The 25607-nt window shown below is 36.3% G+C and carries 19 protein-coding genes and 1 pseudogene; 15 read left to right on the plus strand and 5 right to left on the minus strand.

Features of this window, described 5'->3' with window-relative positions:
* The first annotated feature begins 7 nt into the window (after window positions 1–7).
* Both ACFX5U_RS13925 and ACFX5U_RS13930 read left to right on the plus strand, forming a co-directional pair.
* Window positions 8–3178 carry a multidrug efflux RND transporter permease subunit gene (locus ACFX5U_RS13925; RefSeq protein ID WP_280566616.1) on the plus strand — a complete coding sequence of 1057 codons (3171 nt, stop codon included), beginning with the start codon at window positions 8–10 and terminating at the stop codon, window positions 3176–3178.
* Window positions 3179–3376: 198 nt separating this feature from the next.
* The gene (locus ACFX5U_RS13930) at window positions 3377–4960 is read left to right on the plus strand and encodes a M60 family metallopeptidase (RefSeq protein WP_400261088.1); all 1584 of its coding nucleotides are present in this window, start codon (window positions 3377–3379) and stop codon (window positions 4958–4960) included.
* A 74-nt stretch (window positions 4961–5034) separates the two neighbouring features.
* Here the strand turns inward: ACFX5U_RS13930 and glmM are convergent, their stop codons facing one another.
* Window positions 5035–6417: a phosphoglucosamine mutase gene (gene glmM / locus ACFX5U_RS13935; protein ID WP_038699291.1), complete on the minus strand. Its 1383-nt coding sequence runs from the start codon at window positions 6415–6417 to the stop codon at window positions 5035–5037.
* Window positions 6418–6621: 204 nt separating this feature from the next.
* Between glmM and ACFX5U_RS13940 the strand changes: the two genes are divergently transcribed.
* Both ACFX5U_RS13940 and ACFX5U_RS13945 read left to right on the plus strand, forming a co-directional pair.
* Complete coding sequence (locus tag ACFX5U_RS13940; protein WP_038699293.1) at window positions 6622–7206, plus strand: phosphatase PAP2 family protein; 585 nt, start codon at window positions 6622–6624, stop codon at window positions 7204–7206.
* Window positions 7203–8012, plus strand: coding sequence for a ZIP family metal transporter (locus ACFX5U_RS13945; RefSeq protein WP_081918391.1), 810 nt, complete (start codon window positions 7203–7205; stop codon window positions 8010–8012). Before ACFX5U_RS13940 ends, ACFX5U_RS13945 begins: the two co-directional genes overlap by 4 nt.
* Here the strand turns inward: ACFX5U_RS13945 and ACFX5U_RS13950 are convergent.
* The gene (locus tag ACFX5U_RS13950; RefSeq protein WP_038699295.1) at window positions 8009–8485 is read right to left on the minus strand and encodes a MarR family winged helix-turn-helix transcriptional regulator; all 477 of its coding nucleotides are present in this window, start codon (window positions 8483–8485) and stop codon (window positions 8009–8011) included. The genes ACFX5U_RS13945 and ACFX5U_RS13950 overlap by 4 nt on opposite strands.
* 106 nt (window positions 8486–8591) lie before the next feature.
* Between ACFX5U_RS13950 and ACFX5U_RS13955 the strand changes: the two genes are divergently transcribed.
* The 4 genes from ACFX5U_RS13955 to ACFX5U_RS13970 all read left to right on the plus strand — a co-directional run bounded on the left by ACFX5U_RS13955 (window position 8592) and on the right by ACFX5U_RS13970 (window position 12814).
* Window positions 8592–8831, plus strand: a complete 240-nt coding sequence (locus ACFX5U_RS13955) for a ferrous iron transport protein A (RefSeq protein ID WP_400261089.1) — start codon at window positions 8592–8594, stop codon at window positions 8829–8831.
* On the plus strand, window positions 8832–10931 hold the full coding sequence (gene feoB / locus ACFX5U_RS13960) for a ferrous iron transport protein B (protein WP_280566603.1): 2100 nt from the start codon (window positions 8832–8834) through the stop codon (window positions 10929–10931).
* A gap of 6 nt (window positions 10932–10937) precedes the next feature.
* The gene (locus ACFX5U_RS13965) at window positions 10938–11105 is read left to right on the plus strand and encodes a hypothetical protein (protein ID WP_158500300.1); all 168 of its coding nucleotides are present in this window, start codon (window positions 10938–10940) and stop codon (window positions 11103–11105) included.
* Window positions 11106–11383: 278 nt separating this feature from the next.
* Window positions 11384–12814, plus strand: a complete 1431-nt coding sequence (locus tag ACFX5U_RS13970) for an amino acid permease (protein ID WP_400261090.1) — start codon at window positions 11384–11386, stop codon at window positions 12812–12814.
* 147 nt (window positions 12815–12961) lie between these two features.
* On the opposite strand, the gene ACFX5U_RS13975 is transcribed toward ACFX5U_RS13970, so the two are convergent.
* Complete coding sequence (locus ACFX5U_RS13975) at window positions 12962–13819, minus strand: aminotransferase class IV (protein ID WP_400261091.1); 858 nt, start codon at window positions 13817–13819, stop codon at window positions 12962–12964.
* Between the two features lie 13 nt (window positions 13820–13832).
* Window positions 13833–14877, minus strand: a pseudogene (locus tag ACFX5U_RS13980) (RluA family pseudouridine synthase).
* 54 nt (window positions 14878–14931) lie between these two features.
* Between ACFX5U_RS13980 and ACFX5U_RS13985 the strand changes: the two are divergent.
* The 5 genes from ACFX5U_RS13985 (at window position 14932) to ppk1 (ending at window position 20130) form a co-directional block, all read left to right on the plus strand.
* Window positions 14932–15837, plus strand: coding sequence for a 1-aminocyclopropane-1-carboxylate deaminase/D-cysteine desulfhydrase (locus tag ACFX5U_RS13985; protein ID WP_400261092.1), 906 nt, complete (start codon window positions 14932–14934; stop codon window positions 15835–15837).
* An 87-nt stretch (window positions 15838–15924) separates the two neighbouring features.
* Window positions 15925–16488, plus strand: a complete 564-nt coding sequence (locus ACFX5U_RS13990; protein ID WP_400261093.1) for an NADPH-dependent FMN reductase — start codon at window positions 15925–15927, stop codon at window positions 16486–16488.
* A 74-nt stretch (window positions 16489–16562) separates the two neighbouring features.
* Window positions 16563–17141 (plus strand): DJ-1/PfpI family protein, encoded by a 579-nt coding sequence (locus ACFX5U_RS13995; protein WP_400261094.1) that lies wholly within the window; start codon window positions 16563–16565, stop codon window positions 17139–17141.
* A 181-nt stretch (window positions 17142–17322) separates the two neighbouring features.
* The gene (locus ACFX5U_RS14000) at window positions 17323–17700 is read left to right on the plus strand and encodes a hypothetical protein (RefSeq protein WP_038699313.1); all 378 of its coding nucleotides are present in this window, start codon (window positions 17323–17325) and stop codon (window positions 17698–17700) included.
* 360 nt (window positions 17701–18060) lie between these two features.
* Entirely contained in the window at window positions 18061–20130 is a 2070-nt protein-coding gene (ppk1, locus tag ACFX5U_RS14005; RefSeq protein ID WP_400261095.1) for a polyphosphate kinase 1, read from the plus strand.
* Between the two features lie 59 nt (window positions 20131–20189).
* Here the strand turns inward: ppk1 and guaB are convergent, their stop codons facing one another.
* Window positions 20190–21665 carry an IMP dehydrogenase gene (gene guaB, locus ACFX5U_RS14010; protein WP_280566580.1) on the minus strand — a complete coding sequence of 492 codons (1476 nt, stop codon included), beginning with the start codon at window positions 21663–21665 and terminating at the stop codon, window positions 20190–20192.
* A gap of 249 nt (window positions 21666–21914) precedes the next feature.
* Here guaB and ACFX5U_RS14015 point away from each other — a divergent pair, with 249 nt between their 5' ends.
* Both ACFX5U_RS14015 and secDF read left to right on the plus strand, forming a co-directional pair.
* Entirely contained in the window at window positions 21915–22388 is a 474-nt protein-coding gene (locus tag ACFX5U_RS14015) for a hypothetical protein (RefSeq protein WP_400261096.1), read from the plus strand.
* 238 nt (window positions 22389–22626) lie between these two features.
* On the plus strand, window positions 22627–25593 hold the full coding sequence (secDF, locus tag ACFX5U_RS14020) for a protein translocase subunit SecDF (RefSeq protein WP_400261097.1): 2967 nt from the start codon (window positions 22627–22629) through the stop codon (window positions 25591–25593).
* The last annotated feature ends 14 nt before the right edge of the window (window positions 25594–25607 follow it).

The raw sequence follows: 25607 nt of genomic DNA on the forward strand, positions 1-25607 counted from the left end.
AAAACATATGATTTCAGAAGTTTTTATAAAAAGGCCGGTCACATCCATTGTGATTTCCATACTGATTATGATCGTAGGGGGAATTTCAATTCTGTCTTTGCCGATCAGTCAGTATCCATCCGTAGCCCCTCCGACTGTGTCGGTGACGGCCAACTATACGGGTGCTGATGCACAAACTGTTGAACAGACAGTAACGACTCCTATTGAGAGTCAAATTAACGGTACTCCAGGCATGCTTTACATGTCTTCAAATAGTACATCGAATGGTCAATCTCAGATAACAGTAACCTTTGAAGTAGGTACCGATATTGATATTGCGACCTTAGATGTACAAAACCGAGTTGGTATTGCCGAACCTGCGTTACCTGAAGCTGTAAAGCGTTTAGGAGTAACAACACGTAAAGCAAACACGGATATCTTGATGTTGGTTTCTCTAGTATCTCCAAAAGGTACACGCGATGCTAAGTTCTTGGATAACTATGCCAATTTATACATCAAGGATGCGATTTTGCGTGTTAATGGTGTGGGTGAGGTAACTGCATTTGGACAGCCATTTTCTATGCGTGTTTGGCTAGATGCCAACAAGTTAACAAATTTAAAACTAACGCCTGCAGATATCTCAGCGGCTGTCGCAGAGCAAAACCTAAGAATACCAGGAGGATCCGTAGGTTCTACACCACAGAAATCAGATCAAGTATTTGAATACCCTGTGATTACTGACTCTGATTTATCTTCGGTACAGGATTTTGAAGAAATCATCGTTAAATCAAATACGGATGGGTCTATTGTCTTATTAAAAGACGTAGCTCGAGTTGAGTTGGGTCAATTCAGTTATGCCACAAGTACGCGCGTAAATGGTTTGGTCTCTTCTGGTATGATGATCAATCAAACTCCAGGGGGTAATGCTGTTGAAGCAGCAGAGGGCATCTATGCAGCTTTAGAGCGATTGAAAAAATCATTTCCTGATGACGTTGACTATGTAGTAGGTTATGAGACAATCTCTGTTGTTAAAGCTTCTATATCATCTGTTATCTACACCTTAGTAGAAGCGATGTTATTGGTAACATTAGTTGTATTTATCTTCTTACAATCATGGAGAGCAACATTAATTCCTATACTCGCTATTCCAGTATCTATTGTTGGTACATTTATCTTCTTCTTGTTATTTGGTTTCTCCATTAATAACTTGACTTTATTAGCATTCGTACTTGCCATTGGTATTGTGGTAGATGATGCCATCGTTGTAGTGGAAGCTGTACAACATTATATCGATCACTATAAAATGTCGGCAGCAGACGCAACCCGTCGCGCCATGAAAGATATTACAGCTCCCGTTATTGCCATTGCTTTAATTCTTTCAGCAGTATTCGTACCGGTAGGATTCATCCCAGGTATGGTTGGGCAATTGTACCAACAATTCTCCATCACCATCGCCGTTTCGGTCATGTTATCCGCATTTATTGCCTTGTCACTTACGCCAGCTTTATGTTCGATCATGTTAAAGCCTACAGCGGTTAATGCTGAGGCAAAAGGATTAAACAAGGTTTTCTATAAGTTTAATATCTGGTTTGAAAAAGTAACAAACCGCTATTCAAATGGTGTTAAATATTGTATCAAGAAAGCACCATTAGTTCTTATCCTCTTACTATGTATCTTCATTGGTACGGGCTATATGTTCAATAAAAAGCCAACAGGATTTATCCCAGGTGAAGATAATGGGATGTTCTTTGCTGGTATTAGTTTACCAGAAGGATCATCTACCACACGTACGCAGGAAATTCTACATGAAGTAGAGCAAGATTTACGCAAAGAATATCCGGAGATTAAAGATATTACTGCTATTGCAGGTATTAATATCCTTAACCGTGCTTTCCAACCTAACGTAGCTACAGTCTTCGTTTCATTAAAACCTTGGAAAGAAAGAGGCCGTACTGCAAACCAAATCACGGGTGGCATCATGGGTAAATATGCTGGCTATACAAAAGCCCGTGTACTTGCTGTAACCCCACCTGCAATTCCAGGTCTTGGTACTTCAGGTGGTTTCAGTCTTATGATTCAAGATCAACAAACAGTCGATATTAAAGTATTCGAAGGTGTAGTTGGTAAATTCTTAGCTGCAGCAAATCAGCGACCGGAAATTGGAATGGCTTATACGCTATTCAATACGAAAACTCCAAATTACAAACTCTCTGTCAATAGAGAACAAGCGAAAAAGATGGGTGTACCAGTTTCGACTATCTACACGACTATTTCAGCTTATCTGGGTTCGTCCTATATTAATGATTTCACACGGTACGGGCGTAACTTTAGGGTAGTATCACAAGCTGACCAAGATTACCGCATGAATATCGAGGATATTAACAAACTATATGTTAATAATACGAGAGGAGAATCTGTTCCTTTAAGTTCATTAGTTACATGGGAATTAGTTCAAAATCCAGCCATTATCAATCACTATAACATCTTTAGGAGTATAGAGATAAGCGGTAGTGCTGCTCCTGGATTCTCATCTGGTGATGCCATTAGAGCGTTACAAGAGGTTGCTGCAGAAACATTACCAAATGGTTATAGTTATGACTTTTCAGGACTATCATTACAAGAAACACAATCTGGTGATATGACCATTATGATTTTTGGTCTATGTATTTTGTTTGTATTCTTATTATTAGCTGCATTATATGAGAGCTGGTCAGTTCCATTCTCCATTTTATTATCGGTACCATTAGGAGTATTTGGAGCGATTTTAACATTGATATTTATACCAACATTGGATAACAATATTTACGCTCAAATTGGTTTGGTAGCTATTATCGGTTTAGCGGCGAAGAATGCTATTCTAATCGTTGAGTTTGCAAAAGAACGTGTCGATATCGGTATGAACTTATACGATGCGACATTAGATGCTGTTAAACTTCGTTTGCGTCCTATTATCATGACATCATTTGCGTTTATCTTAGGTATTATTCCTTTGATGCTTTCAACTGGTGCAGGTGCTATCTCTCGTCAAACAATTGGTTGGACGGTATTTGGCGGTATGGCAGCAGCGACAGTATTAGCAATCTTTTTTGTACCCGTGCTGTTCGTTGTGATTACGAGAATGGCTTACGGTAAGAAGAAATTAGCCGAATTGGAAGCTAATTTTGATGAAGAAAAAGCGAAGAATTTATCTGCGCATTAAGCTTATCATTAAATTATCTCAATTTTATAAAGAAAGCCTTTCAATTCAATTTGAAAGGCTTTCCTTTTTAATAAGATATTTCAAACCATTTACTATATATAGATTTGAAGCTTTAAACTTAACAATAATCTTACAATTCAAAAGTGATTTAATGTTATCACTATTTGATACTTTAGCAGATCAACTAACCTTCAAAATATGAAGCTAAAATTTATTACCTTATTATTATTCGCTAGTAGCATAAGCATTCTGCATGCACAATCTGCCAAAGATTATGCAGACGCTTATCATGACTTACAAGTATTTGAGACCCCTCTAGCTGTTAAGCTAAAAAAAGGAGTCAAAAAATCTGATTTGAATAAAATCAAAAATCCACAGGTCAAAGCAACTGCAATCTCCTTACTTAATAATCAATATGACCAAAAGTATCGGTTTGCAGAATACAAACCAGTCCTAAGTCCTACTGCCTTAGGACATAGCTTAATGATCGGTGATGGCTATAGTAAATATGAAAACATGACAGGAATCTATCTTCCGATAGGTCGTCATATCATATCTGTTGATCATATATCTGCGGATAATAATGTTAAATTGATTATTCCAAATTGGAACCGTCGTGCTCCTAAAGGGATAGACCCAACCAAAGATCCAAAGGGATGGGGTATCGTGAAGCAAGAATTTAAGCTTAACAATGGTATTAACATCATTGATGTAAAGAACTTTGATGGATTGGCTTATATCGACTATTTCTCCGAAGAACCTAAAAAAGAAAAAGCAATCAAGGTCCATTTTATTGGTAGTCCTGTTAATGGTTATTTTGATATTGCCAAAAACAATGATCAAGATTGGAATAATTTGGTCGATCACGCCGTTTACCCCATCATAGATGCAAAAGGTAAACATATTCAAATAGCATATCCTACTGCTGACATCAAAAAATATGCTTACGGTAAAGGTGTTGAGCTAATCAGTAACTATGATTCTCTGATTTACAGACAACATCGTATTATGGGACTTATTAAATACAATAAGGTACCTGATAATAAAATTCTTTCACGTGTAAATTATAATTATTATATGTTCCGTGATGGCGACGGTGTTGCCTATATGGGTACTGAGCCAGGTAATGCGATGCCACTTGTTGTAGATCCGGCTCGCGTAATCAAAGGAGACCCGTGTTGGGGTTTTTCACATGAAGTCGGCCATGTTCACCAATTAAGACCTTATCTCAATTGGGGAGGACTGGGTGAAGTGAGCAACAATATTTTCTCACTCTATGTAACCACTTCTTACGGCAATAAAAGTCGCCTTTCAGAACAAGGGAATTACAAAAAGTCCCGAGCAAGCATCATTGATGGCAAAATAAGCTACTTACAGGACCCAGATGTATTCAATCGCTTAGTGCCTTTCTGGCAATTGCAATTATATTTTACAAATCAAGGTAACAATCCTAATTTTTATCCCGATCTATTTGAAGCCTTCCGAAATCAGAATCCAGAGCGTAGAAGCAGGCGTGGTGACGGTCAAGTTATGGGCGGTCGTGGAAACAACCCAGCTGTCCATCAGTTAAATTTTATAAAAACTGCATCCGAGGTTTCAAAACTTGATCTGACAGATTTCTTTGATCTATATGGCTTCTTTCATGTAGGCAAATTTACGTACGATGATTACGGCACCTATACATATGAAATGACCCAAGAAATGGTTGACAAGTGTAAACAGGAAATTAAAAAGCTGAATTTCCCTAAACCAAATATGGATATCTCGACTTTAGCAGATTAATATCGGAATATAAAACGAAATAAAAATGGGCTATTCACTTATCATGATTAGCCCATTTTTATTACTTTTTATACTTACTTCGTGATTGCTTCAATCTCTGTCATTATTTTTTGCGCAATAGCTTCTGCAGCTTCTGCAGTAGGACCTTCGGAATAAATACGAATAATAGGTTCTGTATTAGATTTCCGTAAATGAACCCATTCGTTTTCAAAATCGATCTTCAATCCGTCAACAATGGAGTGTTCTTCATCTTTATATTTTTCCTGCATTTTGGCCAATAAGTCATCGATATCCAATTCAGGGGTTAGCGTAATCTTGTTTTTAGACATGAAATATTGCGGTAACTCAGCTCTGTATGTAGAGACTTTTTTACCTAATTTCGCCAGATGCGTTAAAAATATTGCAACACCCACCAATGCATCACGTCCGTAGTGGGATGCTGGATAAATAACACCGCCATTACCCTCTCCTCCAATCACCGCATTTACTTCTTTCATTTTAGTCACAACATTCACTTCTCCGACTGCTGCTGCAAAATATTGACCACCATGTTTCACCGTTACATCACGCAAAGCTCTAGTTGATGATAAATTGGAGACTGTATTTCCTTTTGTATGTTGTAAAATATAATCTGCTACAGCTACTAAGGTATACTCTTCTCCAAATAAATCTCCATCCTCCATCATGAAAACCAAACGGTCTACATCTGGATCTACTGCAATTCCCAAATCGGCACCATTATCTAATACGGCTTTGGAAAGATCCCTTAGATTTTCTTTTAATGGTTCAGGATTATGCTGAAAATGACCGTCCGGCTCACAATGGATTGTATAAATAGTTTCGACACCTAAAGCTTTAAGCAAAGCTGGAATAAATAAACCTCCAGTACTGTTGACAGCATCAACTGCAATTTTGAAGTTTGCATTTTTTATTGCTTCAACATCAACAAGATCTAGTGCTAATACATCGTCTATATGCTTCTGCATATAACTAGTGTCTTTCGTTACGGAACCTAAGTTATCAAATTCAGCAAAGTCAAAATCTAAACTTTCACCCAAGGCTAATACTTCTTTACCTTCTTCATCATTGATAAATTCACCCTTTGCATTTAACAATTTCAGGGCATTCCATTGTCCTGGGTTATGAGAAGCAGTTAAAATAATCCCCCCACCTGCATTTTCCTTAGGTACTGCAATCTCAACGGTAGGTGTTGTGGATAAACCGAGATCAATTACATCTACACCAATGCTTTGTAATGTACCAATAACCAAATTACTGACCATTTCACCAGAAACTCGAGCATCGCGACCTACAACAATTTTATTGATGCCAGTCTGTTTCACAATGATTTTACCATAAGCTGCTGTGAATTTCACGATATCGATTGGAGTCAACCCTTCTCCAGAACGACCACCAATGGTACCTCTAATACCAGATATTGATTTAATTAAAGTCATGTTAAATTACGTTTATTCTGTAAAAATAAGACAATAGTCCTAATATTTATAATAAAGAGCTTCCTTTTCTAAAATAATTAACATACTTTTGTTGCAACATTGTTTCTTTTACATATATATCAACATCAAATTGAAATTATTTATACATTTGAAATCAGATTAGAGAAATCTGTCTTTAAATAATTTCAATTTAAAAGCATCAAAATGATTGACCAAATTGTACATATAGATCAGGAAATTTTTTTAGCCATCAACCAAGGATTAAGTAATCCGGTTTTTGACTGGCTACTTCCTATTTTACGTAATCCATATACTTGGGCACCATTATACTTATTTTTAGTGATTTTCTTCATTAAGACTTATGGTAAAACAGGCATTCTGATTGTCGTAATGACTCTTGCTACATTCGGTGCATCTGATGCTATATCGTCACATGTGATAAAAAAAACAGTCAAACGAGTAAGACCTTGTAATGACATCGAATTCAAAGAAGATGTCAATATACGAGTAAGATGTGGCTCTGGATTCAGCTTTACCTCCTCCCATGCGACCAATCATTTTGCTTTGGCATTTTTCTGGATCGTTCTATTTAGAAGGAAATGGAAACATGCGATGTGGCTATGTATTACATGGGCTACATTAATCTCGGTATCCCAAATCTATGTAGGTGTCCACTATCCATTCGATATCCTCTGTGGCGCCATTTTAGGCATCCTTATTGGTCTTGCAACCGGATACATCTTTAAAAAAATCATGCCAACATTCTTTAATCCCGTAATAGCGAAATGAGCGCAATCATCTTAGTCAGTATTCTATTCTTCTCCGCATTAGCAAGTGGTTTAGCCGTATTTTTTGTCAAAAGGAATAATACTAATTTACTTAAATTAATATTATCTTTCAGTGGTGCATATTTATTCGCAATCACTGTATTACACCTCATACCGCACGTATATCAAACACGTACTACAGATGCTGAAGTCTTAGGTATATATGTATTGGGAGGATTTTTGTTTCAACTTGTCTTAGAGCAATTTTCACAAGGAATTGAACATGGGCATCTGCATCAAGACGAAGGCCATCAACATGCCTTTCCTATGGGAATCATGATTAGTTTATGTCTTCATGCATTCTTAGAAGGGATGCCATTGGCTGCGACACATCAAACAGAGCTTGTCTTTGGCATTGCAATTCATCATATTCCGGCAGCATTTGCTTTAGGAAGTTTATTAATTAGCACACATCTTTCCAAAAAGAAGATTACAACCCTTTTAGTAATCTTTGCAGCCATGACTCCACTAGGTTTCTCTTTTAGTAAAGCAATCAGTACCGGAGAAATTGGTAATATTCATCAATATTTCGATAAGATTATGGCCGTAGTTATTGGTATATTTCTACATATATCAACAACGATTTTATTCGAGTCAGGATCTGCTGACCACCATAAATTCAATAAAAAGAAAATGATAGCCGTCTTTGTTGGTGTTGCGATTGCATTGATGAATTTCTTATTCGATGGACATGACCATAGTCATCCATCTTCAGATAGCCAAGAGATCAATCACAATCATGATCACAGTCATGACCATGATCATTAAAAGTTTTTAACGTCGGATTCTAAACCTCCTCGGAATTTGTCAAGGAGTTCATTTAATAGCTTACAATCTGATTCGGTAAGATGATTTGGCAGCATATCACTCAAGAGCATATCTTGTTCTAATTCTTCCAAAACCTGAAGTCCTGTTTCTGTAATCAAGAGATTTACAGCTCGTTTATCTGCGTTAGATTTACAACGATCGACCAATCCTTTTAAGACTAAGCGGTCTATTAATCTGGAAATATCTGGCGTATTCGTCAACATTCGAGATTTAATTAAATTATTGGTAACAGGATTTGGAAATTGCCCTCGTAATATGCGAAGAACATTGAATTGACGTAAAGTTATTTGCTTCTGCTCTGCCCTTTTTTCCAAAACGGCAGTGACCCAATTACTTGTGTACAGTAGGTTAACCGTGGCACGCTGCCACTCTGTACTAAATTTTTTCACTTGTATGGCTTCATCAATTTTCATAATTTAAATATATCACATATTTATCATAAATACATAAGAATTACATTAGAATCATTCTAAATCAGATAAAATCCCTATATTTGAGAATTACATAATAAGATAAATAATGCGCGATAAATCTAGTTTAGACAAGCTAAAAAAGGGAGAGAAGGCGGTAATAGTGGATTTGAATTCGAACGAAATTCCTGCTAAGTTTTATGAAATGGGGTTCCTGCCTGGAACTGAAATTGAAGTCAAACATATTGCTCCTCTAAATGGTCCGATCTGTCTGAATATAATTGCTAGTAACTCATTGATTGCTATCAGAAAATCTGAAGCCAAAGTAATCATTATCGATCCAAAATAAATGAACAATCCTATTATTGCACTTTTGGGTAATCCAAATGTGGGTAAAACATCCTTGTTTAATCGTATTACCAAACTCAACCAGAAAGTTGGAAATTATCCTGGTATAACGGTTGAAAAACGCGAGGGCTCGCTAACAGCAAATAATAAAACCTACAAGATCATCGATTTACCAGGTACCTATACTTTATTTCCGAGCTCCTTGGATGAAGAGGTGGTATTCAATACTTTGGTGGATCAAAATAATAAACTGAAACCAAACTTAATCGTTGTAGTCGGAGAACCATCCAACTTAAAAAGGTCTATCATTCTTTACCAACAAGCTAGAGAACTGGGGTTACCTGCCATTTTCGTTATCAATATGATAGATGAGGCAACAACGAAAGGTATACATATTGATATCTCAAAACTTGAATCTTTATTAAAGACAAGAATTTTTCAAACAAATGCGCGAACTGGCGTAGGAATTGATAAATTAATTTCGGCTTTCGATTCAATACCTCCCATATATATCGGAAACTTTGACATTCCTGAGCAGCATGCTTTGGCACTTGCAGAGGCAAAAAAGCTTTTCCCATTAGAGAGTGAATACAATACATGGCAATATTTAGCTAAAGGAAATATCGAGTTCTTCTCAAAAGAGACAAATGATAAGCTAGAGAATATTAGGGGAAAACATAAAATCACGCCACAGATCCTTCAAAAAGAAGAGTCAATCCAAAGAAATAAGAACTTAGAACAATCGCTAAGCTCCATAATTTCAAAAGATTCAGGTTTGAAAAGCATAACAAATGCAATTGATAAAATTTTACTACACCCCATATTAGGCTACATAATATTCTTTGGAGTTCTGTTTTTAATATTTCAAGGTATCTACAATTGGTCTGGCCCAGCTATGGATTTCATTGATACGCAATTTGGAGATTTAGCGGCCTATGTGCAAAGTGTGCTACCAGCAGGCCCCCTACCTGACTTATTATCAAACGGTATCATCAAAGGTATCGGTGGTATTGTAATTTTTGTTCCGCAAATTGTTATTCTGTATATTTTCATTTCATTGATGGAAGAAACGGGCTATATGAGTCGTGTTGTATTTCTTATGGACCGTTGGTTACGTCCCTTTGGTTTGAACGGAAAGTCGGTCATCCCGCTTATATCTGGTGTTGCCTGTGCAGTTCCTGCTGTTATGTCTGCACGAAATATTGAAAACAGTAAAGAGCGCTTAGTGACCATGTTGGTTACACCATTCATGACCTGTTCTGCTCGTCTACCAATCTATATTGTTATCATCGGCTTAGTAATACCAGAAAGTACCTTTCTAGGTTTCAATATTCAGGGTATTATTCTATTTGCCCTTTATATTTTAGGTATTTTAGCCGCACTGGGTTCGGCATGGTTACTCAATAAAATAATTAAAACAAAACATAAGTCTTTCTTAATTTTTGAATTACCGACATACAAATTCCCCGATTGGAAAAATTTACTCTTAAATGTTTGGGATAAGTCATCAAGCTTTGTATTTGGAGCTGGTAAGATAATTTTAGCAATTTCTGTCATACTTTGGGCATTAGGAAGTTTTGGTCCTGGTGATAAATTTAAAAATGCAGAAGAAATCGTTACTCAAAATAATCCTACTTTATCTGAAGAAGACTTAAGTCATGAAATTTCTTCATATAAAGTGGAACACTCTTATTTAGGCTATCTAGGCATGGTAATTGAGCCTATTGTAGAGCCTTTGGGCTATGATTGGAAAATGGGAATTGGTTTAATTTCTTCATTTGCCGCACGTGAAGTTTTTGTTGGTACAATGGCTACAGTATATAGTATTGGTGACGATGCTGATATTGAAGATGATGCCTCGAAAAGAACAATCTTGAGTAAAATGAGAGCTGAGGTTAACAAGAATACTGGTTTACCTGCTTACAATTTAGCTTCAGGTGTTTCTCTCTTGCTATTTTACGCTTTTGCAATGCAATGTATGAGTACAATTGCAATTGTAAAGAAAGAAACGGCTTCTTGGAAGTGGACTTTGATTCAAACAGGATTTATGACGGGTCTTGCCTATATTGCGGCTTTAATCGCATATCAAACTCTAAAATAAAATATTATGACGAATTTAATTATTCAATATATTATCGTTGGAGCAATCATTATTGTGGCCATCATCTACTTTTCAAAGACCATGCGAGCTTCCTTTAGCGGGAAGAAAACTTGTGGTAAGGGCTGTGGTTGTGATATGAACAAGGCTCCGATTAATAATAAAAGTAACTCATAATAGAGGTTGGCCGCGTTAGCTTCTAGCGCTTAGCTTCCACCTTCTCATTAATACAAAAACCGTTGTTCATTTAATATGTCAACGGTTTTTATCTTCCTTTCAGGGTGTGATAGATGCTATAATTTTATTGACAAAGGACAAATATAGATTTAATTGATACATATGGTTTTTCTTAATGTCTGTTATAACCTGTCCTAAACATCCTATTTCTATAGATAAAATACTATATTAGCTCTATCTAAATATTAGCCCGTATATTAACTTTAAAAAACTCATACGTGGATCAAACTCCAAAAGAAAATAACGAATTAAAAAGAGGTCTCCAAAATCGACACATTCAATTAATTGCCCTAGGCGGTGCGATTGGAACAGGACTATTTCTAGGCATAGGTAAGGCCGCTATTCTAGCTGGCCCTTCTGTAATTTTAGGCTATGCAATAGCGGGTATCATTGCCTTTTTTATTATGCGCCAACTGGGCGAAATGGTCGTGGAAGAACCTGTATCAGGAAGTTTCAGTTTTTTTGCCAACAAATATCTCGGTTCATTTGCAGGTTATGCCTCCGGTTGGAATTATTGGGTATTATATATATTAGTCAGTATGGCTGAATTAACAGCTATAGGCTTTTATGTCCAATTTTGGTGGCCTGAAATTCCGCTATGGACATCGAGCTTAATATTCTTTTTTATTATTAATGCGATAAATTTAGCTTCTGTAAAAGTCTATGGAGAAGCCGAATTTTGGTTTTCGATAGTAAAAGTTGCTGCAATTATTGCTATGATCTTATTTGGCTCTTATTTGCTTATTAGTGGTACGGGAAATCCAGATTCGTCAATAAGTAACCTATACAATAATGGTGGATTCTTCCCCAAAGGTTGGTTATCTCAAGGTACTGATGGTAAATATGAAGGTCTTCTTGCTGCTATTGCCTTGATTATGTTCTCATTTGGTGGCTTGGAACTAGTAGGCATTACTGCCGCTGAAGCTGAAAACCCAGAGAAAAACATCCCAAAGGCGACCAATCAGGTAATCTACAGAATTCTTATCTTTTATGTAGGTGCTTTAGTCGTTTTATTTTCATTATCTCCTTGGCAGAACATAACTGCTGAAACGAGTCCCTTTGTTACAGTGTTTGAATCTTTGAAAAGTTTTCAGTTTTCCTTCTTTGGGAAGACAGTCTACGTGACAAGTTTAATCGCGAATGTTTTAAATCTAATCGTATTAACAGCCGCTCTCTCTGTTTATAATAGTAGTGTATACAGCAATAGCCGCATGCTATATGGATTAGCTAGTCAAGGAAATGCACCAAAATTCTTACATAAATTAAGTAAGAATCATGTACCTGTCAATGCCATTTTAGTTTCAGCCTTATTCGCTGCAATTTGTGTATTAATCAATAAAATTATACCTGAAAATGCATTGGAAATTCTCATGTCTTTGGTCGTTTCTTCATTGATTATAAACTGGGTGATGATTACAGTAACGCATTTTTTCTTTAAAAAAGATAAAATAAAACGGGAAATCAAAACAAAATTTCCTTCTTTTTTATTTCCCATCAGTAATTATATATGCATTCTATTTCTACTCGCAGTTTTAGTTATCATGTGGATAACAGGAATGAAAGTACCCGTTGAGCTTATACCAATTTGGGTTGTTCTTCTATATATATCCTACCTACTGGTGAAGAAGAATAAAATGAAAAAACAGTAATTAACATGTTCTAGAACGCTTGTTTTTTATCATGTTCTTCATTCCATCATTACTTGACTTGTCGAAATTTCAATACAAAACGTTATAAACGCAAAAGCTCCTAAAGAATTTTATATCCTTAGGAGCTTTTTCATTTTTGTTCTTCAACTATTCGGACTCGTTATAATTCCATCCTAATAATTTATTTTGTAAAATTCTAGAAATCTTATTGAAATATCTCTTTTGTTTATAACCCATGACCCACTGTACACCTTGAACTGCATTGGTCAAAAATATTTCTTCGGCTTCCTTCATAATCTGTGGACTAATTTGCGCTTCTACCACTTCTAATCCTTCATCTATCGCCATATCGATTACGACTCTACGCATAACACCCTCTATACATCCTTCAGATATTGCTGGTGTATATAAAGTTTTTTCATAATGTACAAAAATATTAGAACTCAATGCCTCACATAAAAAACCTTCTTGGTTTAGCAAAAGCACATCATCAAAACCCATTTTTTTCTTGTGGATACCCGCTAAGACATAAATTTGCGAATTTAATGACTTTATCTTTGATAAGTCACTAAAAGGCTTTTTATACTCTGTATATAAATCTACAATCAATCCCACTTTCTTATCTTTGAGATTAGGCTCTGGCCTCGATACTTGAAAAACGTAAGAAGGTTTATTAGAGTTAGGACTGTATAAACCGCCTCCATTTCTAAAAACTGTAAGTCGAATACGCACAAGCTGCCCGACCATATTATTTTTACGTATCAGTTCCTCTACTTTTGAACGAAAGAAAAATTCATCAAACAAATTGACATCGTCAAAGTGTAATGCAATCATACCCTTCTGTAACCGTTCTAAATGAAAATTTAAAAACCTAATTTCACCATCCTTAAAGAGCATCGTCTCAAACAAGCCATCGCCGTAACGTACTGCTCTATTCTCGATAGAGAAAATTTCTTGTTCTTCAGGTACAATGTTACCGTTAAAATTGATATATGTTTTTGGCATCTAAGTATAAGTATTATTCACCCGTTGGTTTCGATAAAGCAGCATAGTGACGCCACTTCTCTAGTCCTAAACGAAAATCTTCTGGTAATGGTACTTCAAATTTACTATTTTCTTTTGAAGTAGGGTGTATAAATCCGATCACTTGGGCATGAAGAGCTTGCCTTGGCAATATCTTAAAGCAATTTTCTACAAATTGTTTATATTTTGTGAAAACTGTGCCTTTAATAATTTTATCTCCGCCATACATGGCATCATTAAATAATGGGTGTCCAATAGATTGCATATGTGCACGGATTTGATGTGTTCTCCCCGTTTCTAATTGACATTCTATTAATGTGACATAACCTAATCGCTCCAAAACACGATAATGAGTGACTGACCATCGTCCATTTGCCTCACTATCATACATAGCCATAATACGTCTGTCTTTTTGGTGACGTCCAATATAGCCTGTTACCGTACCATCTTCTTTGATATCTCCCCACACTAATGCGATGTATTTCCGAGTGATACTATGATCATAAAATTGCTTCGCCAAGTGAGTCATGGACTTTTCATTCTTTGCAATCACAAGTAAACCTGACGTGTCTTTATCAATTCTATGCACTAAACCAGGACGATCCGAGTTGCCTGGCAGCTGTGGTAATTGTTGGATATGATGTGTCAAAGCATTTACCAATGTTCCTGAATAATTATTAAAACCAGGATGAACGACCATCCCTGATTCTTTATTAACGATCAATACATCATTATCTTCAAAAATAATATCCAAAGGAATATCTTCAGGATAAACTTCAGTATCTCTTGGAGGATCCGGCAGAAACCATAGTGATGACATCAAGGGGTCTCACTTTGTAACTTGCCTTTATAGGCTTCTCATTTACTAATACGGACTCTGCTTCAATAGCCGCCTGAATCTTATTTCGAGAAGCATTCTCTACTCTATTCATCAAGAATTTATCGATTCGCAGTAACGCTTGTCCTTTATCTACCTCTATACGCAAATGCTCAAATAACTCTTGATCATCTTGCTCTTGTAACTCTAAATTTTCAGCCATCGTACAAAAATAACCTAATTCATACAATTTCTACTAACTTTGTAAACAAAGTGTATGATATCTTTTAATTTTTATAGTCCCGAGCAGAAAATCAGCCTACCAAATTGGCAAAATAAGTCTATTCATGTCAGTGTAAAGCGCGATGATATGATTCATCCCTTTATTTCTGGGAATAAATGGCGAAAATTAAAATTCAACGTTGAGGAGGCTTTAGCACAAAACAAAAAGCATTTGGTTACTTTCGGTGGTGCCTGGTCTAATCATATCTTAGCAACAGCATGTGCTGGTGCAACATTCGGTTTTAAAACGACTGCATTCTTACGAAGCGAAGAAGGTATTAATAACCCCCTTATTGCTATGTGCAGGTTATTTGGAATGAACCTTATCTATATAAATCGCGTAGATTATAAAGATAAAAGATTTCTTTTTAACACACACTTTGGACGCGATTCACAGGCATATTTTATAGATGAGGGCGGCCATGGAGCTCTCGGCTCAAAAGGTTGTGAAGAAATAATTACTTCCTTGAATGAAACATATGACCATATTTTCTGTGCTTGTGGCACAGGAACAACTGTTGCAGGAATTCAGCAAGCTGTCACCATATCTGGATTAAAGACCGAAGTACATGGTATCCCTGTTCTAAAAGGCGGGGGATTTATTCAAGATGAAATTCAAAAAATACACCCCAATAGTAAACCTGTTACCCTGCATACTGAATATCACTTCGGCGGATATGCCAAAACAAAACATGAACTGCTACAGTTTGTCGAAAAATTCGTTTCCAATACAGGCATTATGATTGAACCAACCTATACGGGCAAGCTTTTTTTTGCTATTAACGATTTAATTGCCAAAAACTATTTTAAGCAAGACGCCCGCATTTTAATCATTCACACTGGAGGCTTAACTGGTTTTTTGGGTATGTACGAACGTTTTAATCTTGACCTAGATCAATAAAACATCACTTTTAAAGGTTTCAAACATTATTTTGACATTGTCTTAAAAATATTATTGTACGTTTGAACATCAAAATTAACATATACAATGAAAATATTAGCATTTGCTGCTAGTAATAGCAGAAATTCAATTAACAAAACATTCGTTACCTCAGTTTCTAAATATTATAAAGAAGAAGACGATATTATCGATATTTTAGATCTAAATGACTACGAAATGCCCTTGTATTCAATAGACAGAGAGCTAGAATCTGGTATTCCGCAGTTGGCATTAGATTTTGCAGCAAAGATTGATGCATCTGATTTTCTATTGATTTCAATTGCAGAATATAATGGTTCATACAATGTTGGTTATAAAAACATTATTGATTGGGTTTCAAGAATTGCGGGCCGTAAAACATTTAATGGCAAACCAGTTTTTTTATTAGCAACCAGCCCAGGCCCTATGGGTGGCTCTACGGTATTGACTACAGCTGTAAATAGAATTGCTTGGGATGGTGCTGAAATATTGGACTCATTCTCTTTACCAGAATTTGGGAATAACTTCGAGTCAGGAAAAGGTGTTACAAACATCACATATAGAAGTAAATTGGAAGCTAAGGTTCGTGCAACTAAACGTACTTTAAAAGAAAAGTTCCCTTTATTGACTTAATCATTTCTTTACAAAAAAAGTCATAGATCACTATGACTTTTTTTGTAACTTGGAACTATTAAAAAAATAAGATTATGGCGAAGAAAATATTATTACTTGTCGGTGACTACGTAGAGGACTATGAAGCAATGGTTCCTTTTCAGGCTATGGGTGCAATAGGTATTGATGTTGATGCAGTCGCACCTGACCGTAAAAAAGGTGACGTCATTCCTACGGCAGTGCATGACTTCACTGGAGACCAAACCTATAAAGAATTACGTGGTCACAACTTTACAATCAATAAAGATTTCGATAGTATCCAGGTTGATGATTATGATGGTCTTTACATTGCTGGTGGTCGTTCTGCCGAATATATCCGTCTAAATAAACGTGTACTGGAAATCACGAAACATTTTTTTGACAGTAATAAACCTGTTGCTGCCATCTGTCATGGCATCCAAGTCTTGACTGCAGCAAAAGTACTTCAGGGACGAACATTGACAGCTTATGTAGCCGTGGGACCTGATATTGAATTGGCTGGAGGAACATGGAAAAACATACCTGCTGATCAAGCTATTATTGATGGAAATCTGGTTACTTCTCCAGCTTGGCCTGGTCATCAAGCAATACTGAAAGAGTTTTATAAACTACTAGGAGTTACAATCTCACTTTAGTCGGGATGATTTTAACGGCTTCTGCCTTAATCATACATCGCAAGCTGGATTGAAATAACGATGGTCGCTACTGCACTTTCAAATACCAATATCCGGTCTTTGAAAAACTATCTTCATGAAATAACTGAAAATTATTCATGTGTTTCATAAAAAATGAACAACAATACATAATTATATTCTGATGAAAAAAAATAAAAGAATCTGGCTTATCATTGTCCCCATTCTTGCAATTCTAGCATTCATGTTTAAGGATTCGTTTACACAAAAGAGTATCGAAGATCTTCCTGGCAATTTTAAGGAAGTTGCTTTTGTTCGAAATGAGCAAAATAAAGGTGGCATTATACGCATTTACGCAATTTCTGTCGGCAACCCAACCGAAGCAGATTATAAGGCATGTCTAGACCTACTTCCTGTAAATGATTATGGAAGTACAACTACAGCTTACTTTTTTGATCAGCATGCTCCGTACCCCACTTCACTTACTTTAGAAGCTCCACATTATGATGGAAACCAGTTTCATGCTATCCAAATTTCAAAGAAATCAGGAATGGATAAATAATAAGCTGCTATAATACCTAATGAAGTCAAATGTTCCAACAATAATTGCAGAGCATTCTTGAATACCTATATTAAAACAATGACAAAAGAATAAATTTACTTTTATATCGATGTAATTATATTGCATATCTGAGCAAATTTATCTAAGTTTAAAGAGAATACTTTATGTATTCTCTTTTTTGTTGTCGATTGACGTTATCATGATATGCGCAGATTTTATCACATTCCTAAGTCACAAAAGAGGCGTTCAAACAATTGTCAGTGTGGTTATATTTAACAATTATTTAATGTTATTTAAACAATACATTAAGTAAGTAAATTTACATTTGAAGCTCATTACATTAAAGAAGTATTAAAGAATATGGCTCGAAAATTCATTCCTAGAGATGTCAGCTGGTTAAGTTTTAATAGTAGGGTATTGCAAGAAGCTGCTGATGAAACAGTACCTCTACCTTCTAAAATAAAATTCTTAGGGATTTTTTCTAACAACCTAGATGAATTTTTTAGAGTACGGATACCAGGGTTAAAGCGTGCAATCGATATTAAAGATAAAGAAGCTAATTCATCTTTTTTTGAGGACCCTCAGATAATACTTGATGAGGTCAATACTATCGTTAGTAAACAGCAAAAAAAGTTTGATAGCATTTGGACGCTGATACAAAAAGAGATGGCTAAACAGCATGTCTATATGAAAGACGCTTATCAATTAAATCCGAAGCAAAAAGAGTTTGTGAAAAATTTCTATTTTGAAGAAATTGAATCTAATGTCATACCCTTATTGTTAGATGATAACCGTCCTATGCCCTACCTACGGGATAAAAGTCTCTATTTAGGCATATCGATGCGAAAAAAAGAATGGGAATATGAAACCCGATTTGCCATTATTGAAATCCCAACTACGTTAAATGGCCGCTTTGTTATATTACCGGCTTCAGCTAAAGAAAAGCACATTATTTTATTAGAAGATATTATTAAATTTAATCTTCCTTACATTTTTTCATATTTCGATTTCGACGAATTCGACGCTCATGTCTTCAAAATCACAAAAGATGCTGAATTTGACATCGATAATGATATCAATACCACATTAGCTGAAAAAATATCAAAAGGAGTCAAAAACCGAAGAAAGGGTAAAACAACAAGGTTCATTTTCGACAAGGAAATGGATGCTAGACTAGTAGAGTTTTTAATTAAGAAGTTGCAGTTGACAAAAAAGGATAATATTATACCCGGTCAAAAAATCCACAATTTCAAACATTTTATGGACTTTCCAAATGTCTTTAAACAACCTATCCTTCCTATTACGAATCCAGCATTTACGCATCCACAGCTTAATAAAACGCAACGGATAACGGATATCATCATCAAAAAGGATATTTTATTATCATTTCCTTATCACACCTTTCGCCCAGTCATTGACCTGCTGCGTGAGGCCGCGATGGACCCCGACGTTAGAACGATTCAAATCACAGCTTACCGACTTGCTACGAACAGTAAAATCGTTAATGCTTTGATCAATGCTGCAAGAAATGGTAAAGATGTAACGGTCATGCTCGAGCTCCAAGCTAGATTTGATGAAGAGAATAATCTATTCTGGAAGGAAAAGCTCGAGCTGGAAGGCATTCGAGTTTTAACAGGCGTGCCTAATAAAAAAATTCATGCTAAACTCTGTATCATAAAAAAAAGGGTGGGTAATAAAACAATTCAATATGGCTTTGTCAGTACTGGGAATATAAACGAGAAAACAGCGAAACTTTACGGTGATTACTGTCTTCTTACGAGCAATAGAAGTGTTATGGCTGATATCAACAAAATTTTCCATTTTCTCAAAAAACCAAAAAGCAATCCCCATGAAGTCATTAAAAATTGTAGTAGCCTGCTCGTCTGCCCCACCGATATGCGTAATGGAATTGCTCATTACATCGATAAGGAAATCGAGGAAGTTAAAGCGGGTAGAAAAGGACGTGTCATATTGAAAGTAAATTCTCTCAGTGACAGAATTTTGATAAAAAAACTTTATGAAGCTGCTGAAATTGGTGTTCAGGTCGACCTGATCGTAAGAGGGATTTATTGTGCAACTAATCAACCAAAATTTAAAAAGGCAATCAATGCCATCAGTATTGTAGATGAGTTCTTAGAGCACGCTCGAGTGATGTATTTCTATTCTTCTGGAAAAGAAGTAATTTATATATCGTCTGCGGATTGGATGTCAAGAAATCTAGATCACCGTGTCGAGGCAGCTGTAAAAATTAACAGTAAAAAAATTAGAGATGAGATTAAGGATATGCTACAGATTCAATTACGAGATAATGTGAAAGCACGTATTCTGAATAACGAACTTAACAACCACTACGTTGAAAACGACAAAGAACCTTGTCGTTCGCAGATTGAAATCTATCATTACCTCAGGAAAAAAACTGATGAATTATAATCATAATAAAAGGTCACTCCAAAAAATAGAGTGACCCTTTATTATGATTCATTTTTGAATTATCCTCTACTATTGTAATTAGGAGCTTCTTTCGTAATCGATATGTTATGTGGGTGTGATTCACGTAATCCAGCACCTGTAATACGAACAAATTGTGCTTCTTGCAACTTCTCAATAGTCGCAGCTCCACAATAACCCATTGATGCTTTTAATCCGCCCATATATTGATATACAACTTCTGCCAAAGTTCCTTTATATGGAACACGTCCAACAATTCCTTCTGGAACTAATTTCTTGATATCATCCTCCACATCTTGGAAGTAACGGTCTTTAGATCCTTTTTCCATAGCTTCTATAGAACCCATTCCACGGTATGATTTGAATTTACGTCCTTCATAGATAATGGTTTCACCAGGAGCTTCCTCAACACCAGCGAATAATGAACCAGCCATAATGGTATAAGCACCAGCAGCAATTGCTTTAGCAATATCACCCGTCTGTTTAATACCACCGTCTGCAATTAAAGGAACACCTGTACCTTTTAAAGCTTTTGCTACTTCGTAAATCGCGTACAACTGCGGAACGCCTACACCCGCAATGATACGAGTTGTACAAATCGAACCTGGTCCAATACCTACTTTCACGGCATCAGCACCTGCTTCTGCTAAAGCTTTCGCCGCCGCACCTGTAGCAATATTTCCAACGATAACTTGTAAGTCCGGAAAAGTAGCTTTAACCAATTTCAACTTTTCAATTACACCTTTTGAGTGGCCGTGAGCTGTATCAATAGTAATAACGTCCACCCCAGCCTTTACGAGCGCTTCTACGCGCTCTAATGTGTCGGGCGTAACACCAACTGCTCCGCCAACCAATAGTCGTCCGTGCGTGTCTTTAGCGGCATTTGGATAATGCTTATATTTTTGGATATCCTTAAATGTGATGAGGCCTTTTAGTACACCCTCACGATTAACAACAGGAAGTTTTTCTATTTTATGATTTTGTAAAATTTCTTCTGCTTTTACTAAATCAGTACCCTCTGGAGCAATAACTAAGTTATCCTTAGTCATCAACGATGCGATTGGTTGACTCATTACCTTTTGAAAGCGTAAATCGCGATTAGTAACAATCCCTACTAATTTACCATTCTCATCAATTACGGGAATACCTCCAATTTTATGATCTTTCATAATCTTGAAAGCATCTCCTACGGTCGCTGATTGCAATAAAGTAACGGGATCTTGAATCATACCGCTTTCTGAGCGCTTTACTTTTCGCACTTCAGCAGCTTGTTCTGCAATCGTCATGTTTTTATGTAACATACCAATACCGCCGGCTTGTGCAATCGCAATAGCTAAATCAGCACCCGTCACCGTATCCATAGCCGCAGAAACTAATGGAATATTTAATTTGATTTTTTTTGTCAAGAAAGTACTTGTATCGACATCACGTGGTAATACTTCAGAATAAGCTGGAATTAATAATACGTCGTCGTAGGTAAGTCCTTCTGCTACGAATTTTTGTGGATCTAATTGCATGGCAAATATGTATTGGGGTTTCTATTTGCCAGGCAAAATTAAGAATTATTAATGAAAACTGAAAATTAATTTCACTAATTACATTTAAATGATTATTGTAACATGAACTTAACATCTCGTTCTCATTATATTAACTTCATTACAATTCGCCACACCATACCAATTTATAATGCCGCAAAGCTCTTTTTAGAACTTTTGGCAGGTTATTTGCATATGTTTTCTAAATTGAATTTTAAAAAAACACATATTATGAAAAAAGTATTACTCTCAGTGGCCGCTTTTACTTTATTAGCTCTAGGAGCACAAGAGGCAAAAGCACAATCACCACAACGCGCTGCTATCGGTGTTGTATTTGACGGTACAGCAGGTGATTTATGGGGTGTTCAGTATAAACAATCTATGGGTGGTGCAAACAATGGTCAAGCGCAAATTATGTTCGATGATAACGTGGTCGCTATTGGAGCTGATTGGCAACATGCAAGACCATTTTCTGGTACTAATGGTTTAGGTTGGTATGCAGGTGTAGGTGCACAATTATCATTTATTGATGCAGGTGACAATATAACTTTTGTAGCACTACGCCCTCAATTAGGTTTAGAATTTAAAATTCCTGCAGCTCCTATCGGTCTTCATGCAGATTGGAAACCGGATTGGAGATTAAACCATGGTAATGACTTTGACGCATCGACTTTTTCATTCGGTATTAAATATACGTTGAGATAAACATAACTGCATTTTGCATAAAAAAAGCCTCCCAAAAGGGAGGCTTTTTTTATGGGAATAATTGACAATATCTTATACACCGTAATTTAATCGCTTTTTATCATAAGCTTAATCAAATAAAGCTTTCCATTTTACAAAATTTTTATACCTTTGGCATTCTTGAGGAATTATAATTTTCAAACAAGAATGAGTTATCAATTATATCAATAATATCAAACTAATACACTAAAAACAGACGATGCAAGGTAAAGGGCTGATTAAATTTTTGGTGATAGCGGTATCAATAGCATGTCTATACGCCCTATCATTCACTTTTGTAACCCGCAAAGTTGAGCGTGATGCTGAGAATTATGCACAAGGAGATATGGCACGTGAAAAATCGTACCTAGACTCTATCGCTGGCGAGGTTGTTTACAATTTAGGTTTTGCTAAATACACCTATAGAGAAGCTAAAGCACAAGAACTTGCTTTAGGTCTTGATTTAAAAGGGGGTATGAACGTTACGATGGAAATCTCAATCGATGAGTTGATTCGTAACTTAGCGGATAATCCTAAAGACGAGAAGTTCAATGCAGCACTTTCTGCTGCCATTTCGAAAGGTAAAACAAGTCAAAAATCTTTAGTAAATTTATTCATAGAGGAATATAAAGCTACAGGCAATACGACTCCACTTTCAACTTACTTCGCTACTAAAGATAATGCTTCTTTAATCAAGGCGGGGGACACAGATGCACAATTGGAATCTTTTTTACAAAAAGAAGCTGATAATGCTATTCAAAACTCATACAAAGTACTTCGTACTCGTATTGACAAATTTGGAGTCGCTTCTCCAAACATTCAAATTCAACAGGGGACTAATCGTATTCTAATTGAATTACCGGGTGTTAATGATGAGCAACGTGTTCGCAAATTATTACAAGGTTCTGCGAAGTTAGAATTTTACGAAACTCATGGTAACCAAGAGGTTTATCCTTTGTTAGAAAATATTAACAAGACTTTATCAGCTACCTTAAAAATAGCGTCTACAAATGATAAAGCAACAACAGATTCAACTAAAAACGGTGATGACTTATTGGCTAATCTTGGTGTCAATAAAAATACAAAAGATAGTGCTGCCGCTAAATTATCACAAGAAAATCCATTGTTTGATGTTTTGAGACCCGCAGTTTATATGGGTGAAAATCAACAAATGGCTTTAATGCCTGGAGCTATGGTGGGTAGTGCAGAGCTGAAAGATACAGCGAAAGTAAATGCTTACTTAAGTAGACCAGAAGTTAAATCGATTATCCCTGGAAATTTAAGGTTATTATGGTCAGTAAAGCCTGAGGCTAAAACGCCTAATCTCCTTTCGCTATATGCAGTAAGACCTGCAGGTGTAGATAATGGACCTGTTTTAACGGGTGATGTTATTGTAAATGCACGTGACGAGTTTAATGAAAGAAATGAGCCTGTTGTTTCTATGCAAATGAACAACGAAGGGGCACGTGAGTGGAAAAAAATCACAGCTAAGGCTGCACAAAGCCAGCAATCTATAGCGATTGTCCTTGACAATGTGGTATACTCGGCGCCGGGTGTATCTGAAGAAATTGCAGGTGGTAATTCATCCATCTCAGGTTCATTCACCGTTGAAGACACAAAAGATTTAGCTAACGTATTGAAAGCAGGTCGTCTACCAACAACAGCTAAAATCGTAGAAGAGGCAATTGTAGGTCCTACTTTAGGACAATCTGCTATTGATTCTGGTGTGAATTCAGCAGTTATAGGTATTGTTCTTGTTCTTGTGTTCATGATAGCTTATTACAATACCGCAGGCTTGGTAGCAAACATAGCGGTTCTTGTAAACGTATTCTTTATCATGGGGGTACTCGCATCACTGAATGCAGTGCTGACCTTACCTGGTATTGCGGGTATCGTATTGACAATGGGTACAGCCGTCGACGCAAACGTCTTAATTTATGAACGTATACGTGAAGAATTGGCTGGAGGAAAATCCATCCGTCAAGCTGTTGCAGATGGTTATAAAAATGCATTACCCTCTATCTTAGATTCACAAATCACAACTTTCTTAGTAGGTTTGGTGTTATTCTTCTTCGGAACAGGTCCAATTTTAGGATTTGCGACTACATTAATGGTAGGTATTATCACATCATTATTCACTAGTATCTTCCTGACTCGAATTATTTTTGAGTGGATGCTGGAACGTGATATGAAAATTAAAGTTTCCTTCCCTTGGTCCGCGAAGACATTGCAGAATGCGAACTTTCAATTCATTAAGAAAAGAAAAGGATTTTATATCGTTTCAATTGTTGTTGTTATTGCTTGTTTTGCATCCATCTTTATTAAAGGATTCAGTCAAGGTGTGGATTTTCAAGGAGGTCGTACGTACACTATCCGTTACGAAAGACCTGTTGATTTGGAAGCGGTTCGCCAAAACTTAGATGATATTTTTCAAAAAACAACTGAGGTTAAGGTATTTGGAGCAGCGAACCAACTTCGTATAACAACAACGTATCATATTGATGAGACTTCGGACGAGGCTGATAAAGATGTCTTGACTAAATTGAATGAAGGCTTATCTAAAGTTGATGGCGGAAACAAACATGAGATTCTTTCTTCTCAAAAAGTGGGTCCGAGCATTGCTACTGATATGAAAGCAAGATCAATCTATGCGACGATTTTTGCCTTATTAATCATAGCGGTTTATATATTAGTCCGTTTCCATAAATGGCAATATTCTATAGGTGCTGCAATTGCAACTGTACACGATGCGATTATTGTGTTAGGTCTGTTCTCTATTCTAGATGGTATCGTTCCATTCTCATTAGATATTGATCAACATTTTATTGCAGCTATTTTAACGGTCTTGGGCTATTCGGTAAATGATACAGTAGTTGTATTTGACCGTATTCGTGAAGATGTTAATAAACCAAATGCATTGAGTAAAGACTTTGGTGAAACAATCAACCATGCCATTAACACAACATTGAGTAGAACAGTTATCACTTCATTAACAGTAATATTCGTTTTGGCGGTATTATTCATTTTCGGTGGTGAGGTTATCAGAGGTTTCTCTTTCGCTATCTTAATTGGTATTATTGTAGGTACATACTCTTCAATATTCCTTGCTGCTCCTGCAGTATACGATTTGAGTAAAGGAAAACACTTGGCAAGCGCTCCTAAAAAAGCAGAACCAGTGACACCATAAAATTAAAAATCATT

The sequence above is a fragment of the Sphingobacterium sp. SG20118 genome (assembly GCF_044740685.1).
Taxonomy (GTDB): domain Bacteria; phylum Bacteroidota; class Bacteroidia; order Sphingobacteriales; family Sphingobacteriaceae; genus Sphingobacterium.

What these genes read in the sequence shown, in the direction of transcription:
- ACFX5U_RS13925 (WP_280566616.1), top strand. Translation starts at nt 8, where the DNA reads ATGATTTCAGAAGTTTTTATAAAAAGGCCGGTCACATCCATTGTGATT.
- ACFX5U_RS13930 (WP_400261088.1), top strand. Translation starts at nt 3,377, where the DNA reads ATGAAGCTAAAATTTATTACCTTATTATTATTCGCTAGTAGCATAAGC.
- glmM (WP_038699291.1), bottom strand. Translation starts at nt 6,417, where the DNA reads ATGACTTTAATTAAATCAATATCTGGTATTAGAGGTACCATTGGTGGT.
- ACFX5U_RS13940 (WP_038699293.1), top strand. Translation starts at nt 6,622, where the DNA reads ATGATTGACCAAATTGTACATATAGATCAGGAAATTTTTTTAGCCATC.
- ACFX5U_RS13945 (WP_081918391.1), top strand. Translation starts at nt 7,203, where the DNA reads ATGAGCGCAATCATCTTAGTCAGTATTCTATTCTTCTCCGCATTAGCA.
- ACFX5U_RS13950 (WP_038699295.1), bottom strand. Translation starts at nt 8,485, where the DNA reads ATGAAAATTGATGAAGCCATACAAGTGAAAAAATTTAGTACAGAGTGG.
- ACFX5U_RS13955 (WP_400261089.1), top strand. Translation starts at nt 8,592, where the DNA reads ATGCGCGATAAATCTAGTTTAGACAAGCTAAAAAAGGGAGAGAAGGCG.
- feoB (WP_280566603.1), top strand. Translation starts at nt 8,832, where the DNA reads ATGAACAATCCTATTATTGCACTTTTGGGTAATCCAAATGTGGGTAAA.
- ACFX5U_RS13965 (WP_158500300.1), top strand. Translation starts at nt 10,938, where the DNA reads ATGACGAATTTAATTATTCAATATATTATCGTTGGAGCAATCATTATT.
- ACFX5U_RS13975 (WP_400261091.1), bottom strand. Translation starts at nt 13,819, where the DNA reads ATGCCAAAAACATATATCAATTTTAACGGTAACATTGTACCTGAAGAA.
- ACFX5U_RS13985 (WP_400261092.1), top strand. Translation starts at nt 14,932, where the DNA reads ATGATATCTTTTAATTTTTATAGTCCCGAGCAGAAAATCAGCCTACCA.
- ACFX5U_RS13990 (WP_400261093.1), top strand. Translation starts at nt 15,925, where the DNA reads ATGAAAATATTAGCATTTGCTGCTAGTAATAGCAGAAATTCAATTAAC.
- ACFX5U_RS13995 (WP_400261094.1), top strand. Translation starts at nt 16,563, where the DNA reads ATGGCGAAGAAAATATTATTACTTGTCGGTGACTACGTAGAGGACTAT.
- ACFX5U_RS14000 (WP_038699313.1), top strand. Translation starts at nt 17,323, where the DNA reads ATGAAAAAAAATAAAAGAATCTGGCTTATCATTGTCCCCATTCTTGCA.
- ppk1 (WP_400261095.1), top strand. Translation starts at nt 18,061, where the DNA reads ATGGCTCGAAAATTCATTCCTAGAGATGTCAGCTGGTTAAGTTTTAAT.
- guaB (WP_280566580.1), bottom strand. Translation starts at nt 21,665, where the DNA reads ATGCAATTAGATCCACAAAAATTCGTAGCAGAAGGACTTACCTACGAC.
- ACFX5U_RS14015 (WP_400261096.1), top strand. Translation starts at nt 21,915, where the DNA reads ATGAAAAAAGTATTACTCTCAGTGGCCGCTTTTACTTTATTAGCTCTA.
- secDF (WP_400261097.1), top strand. Translation starts at nt 22,627, where the DNA reads ATGCAAGGTAAAGGGCTGATTAAATTTTTGGTGATAGCGGTATCAATA.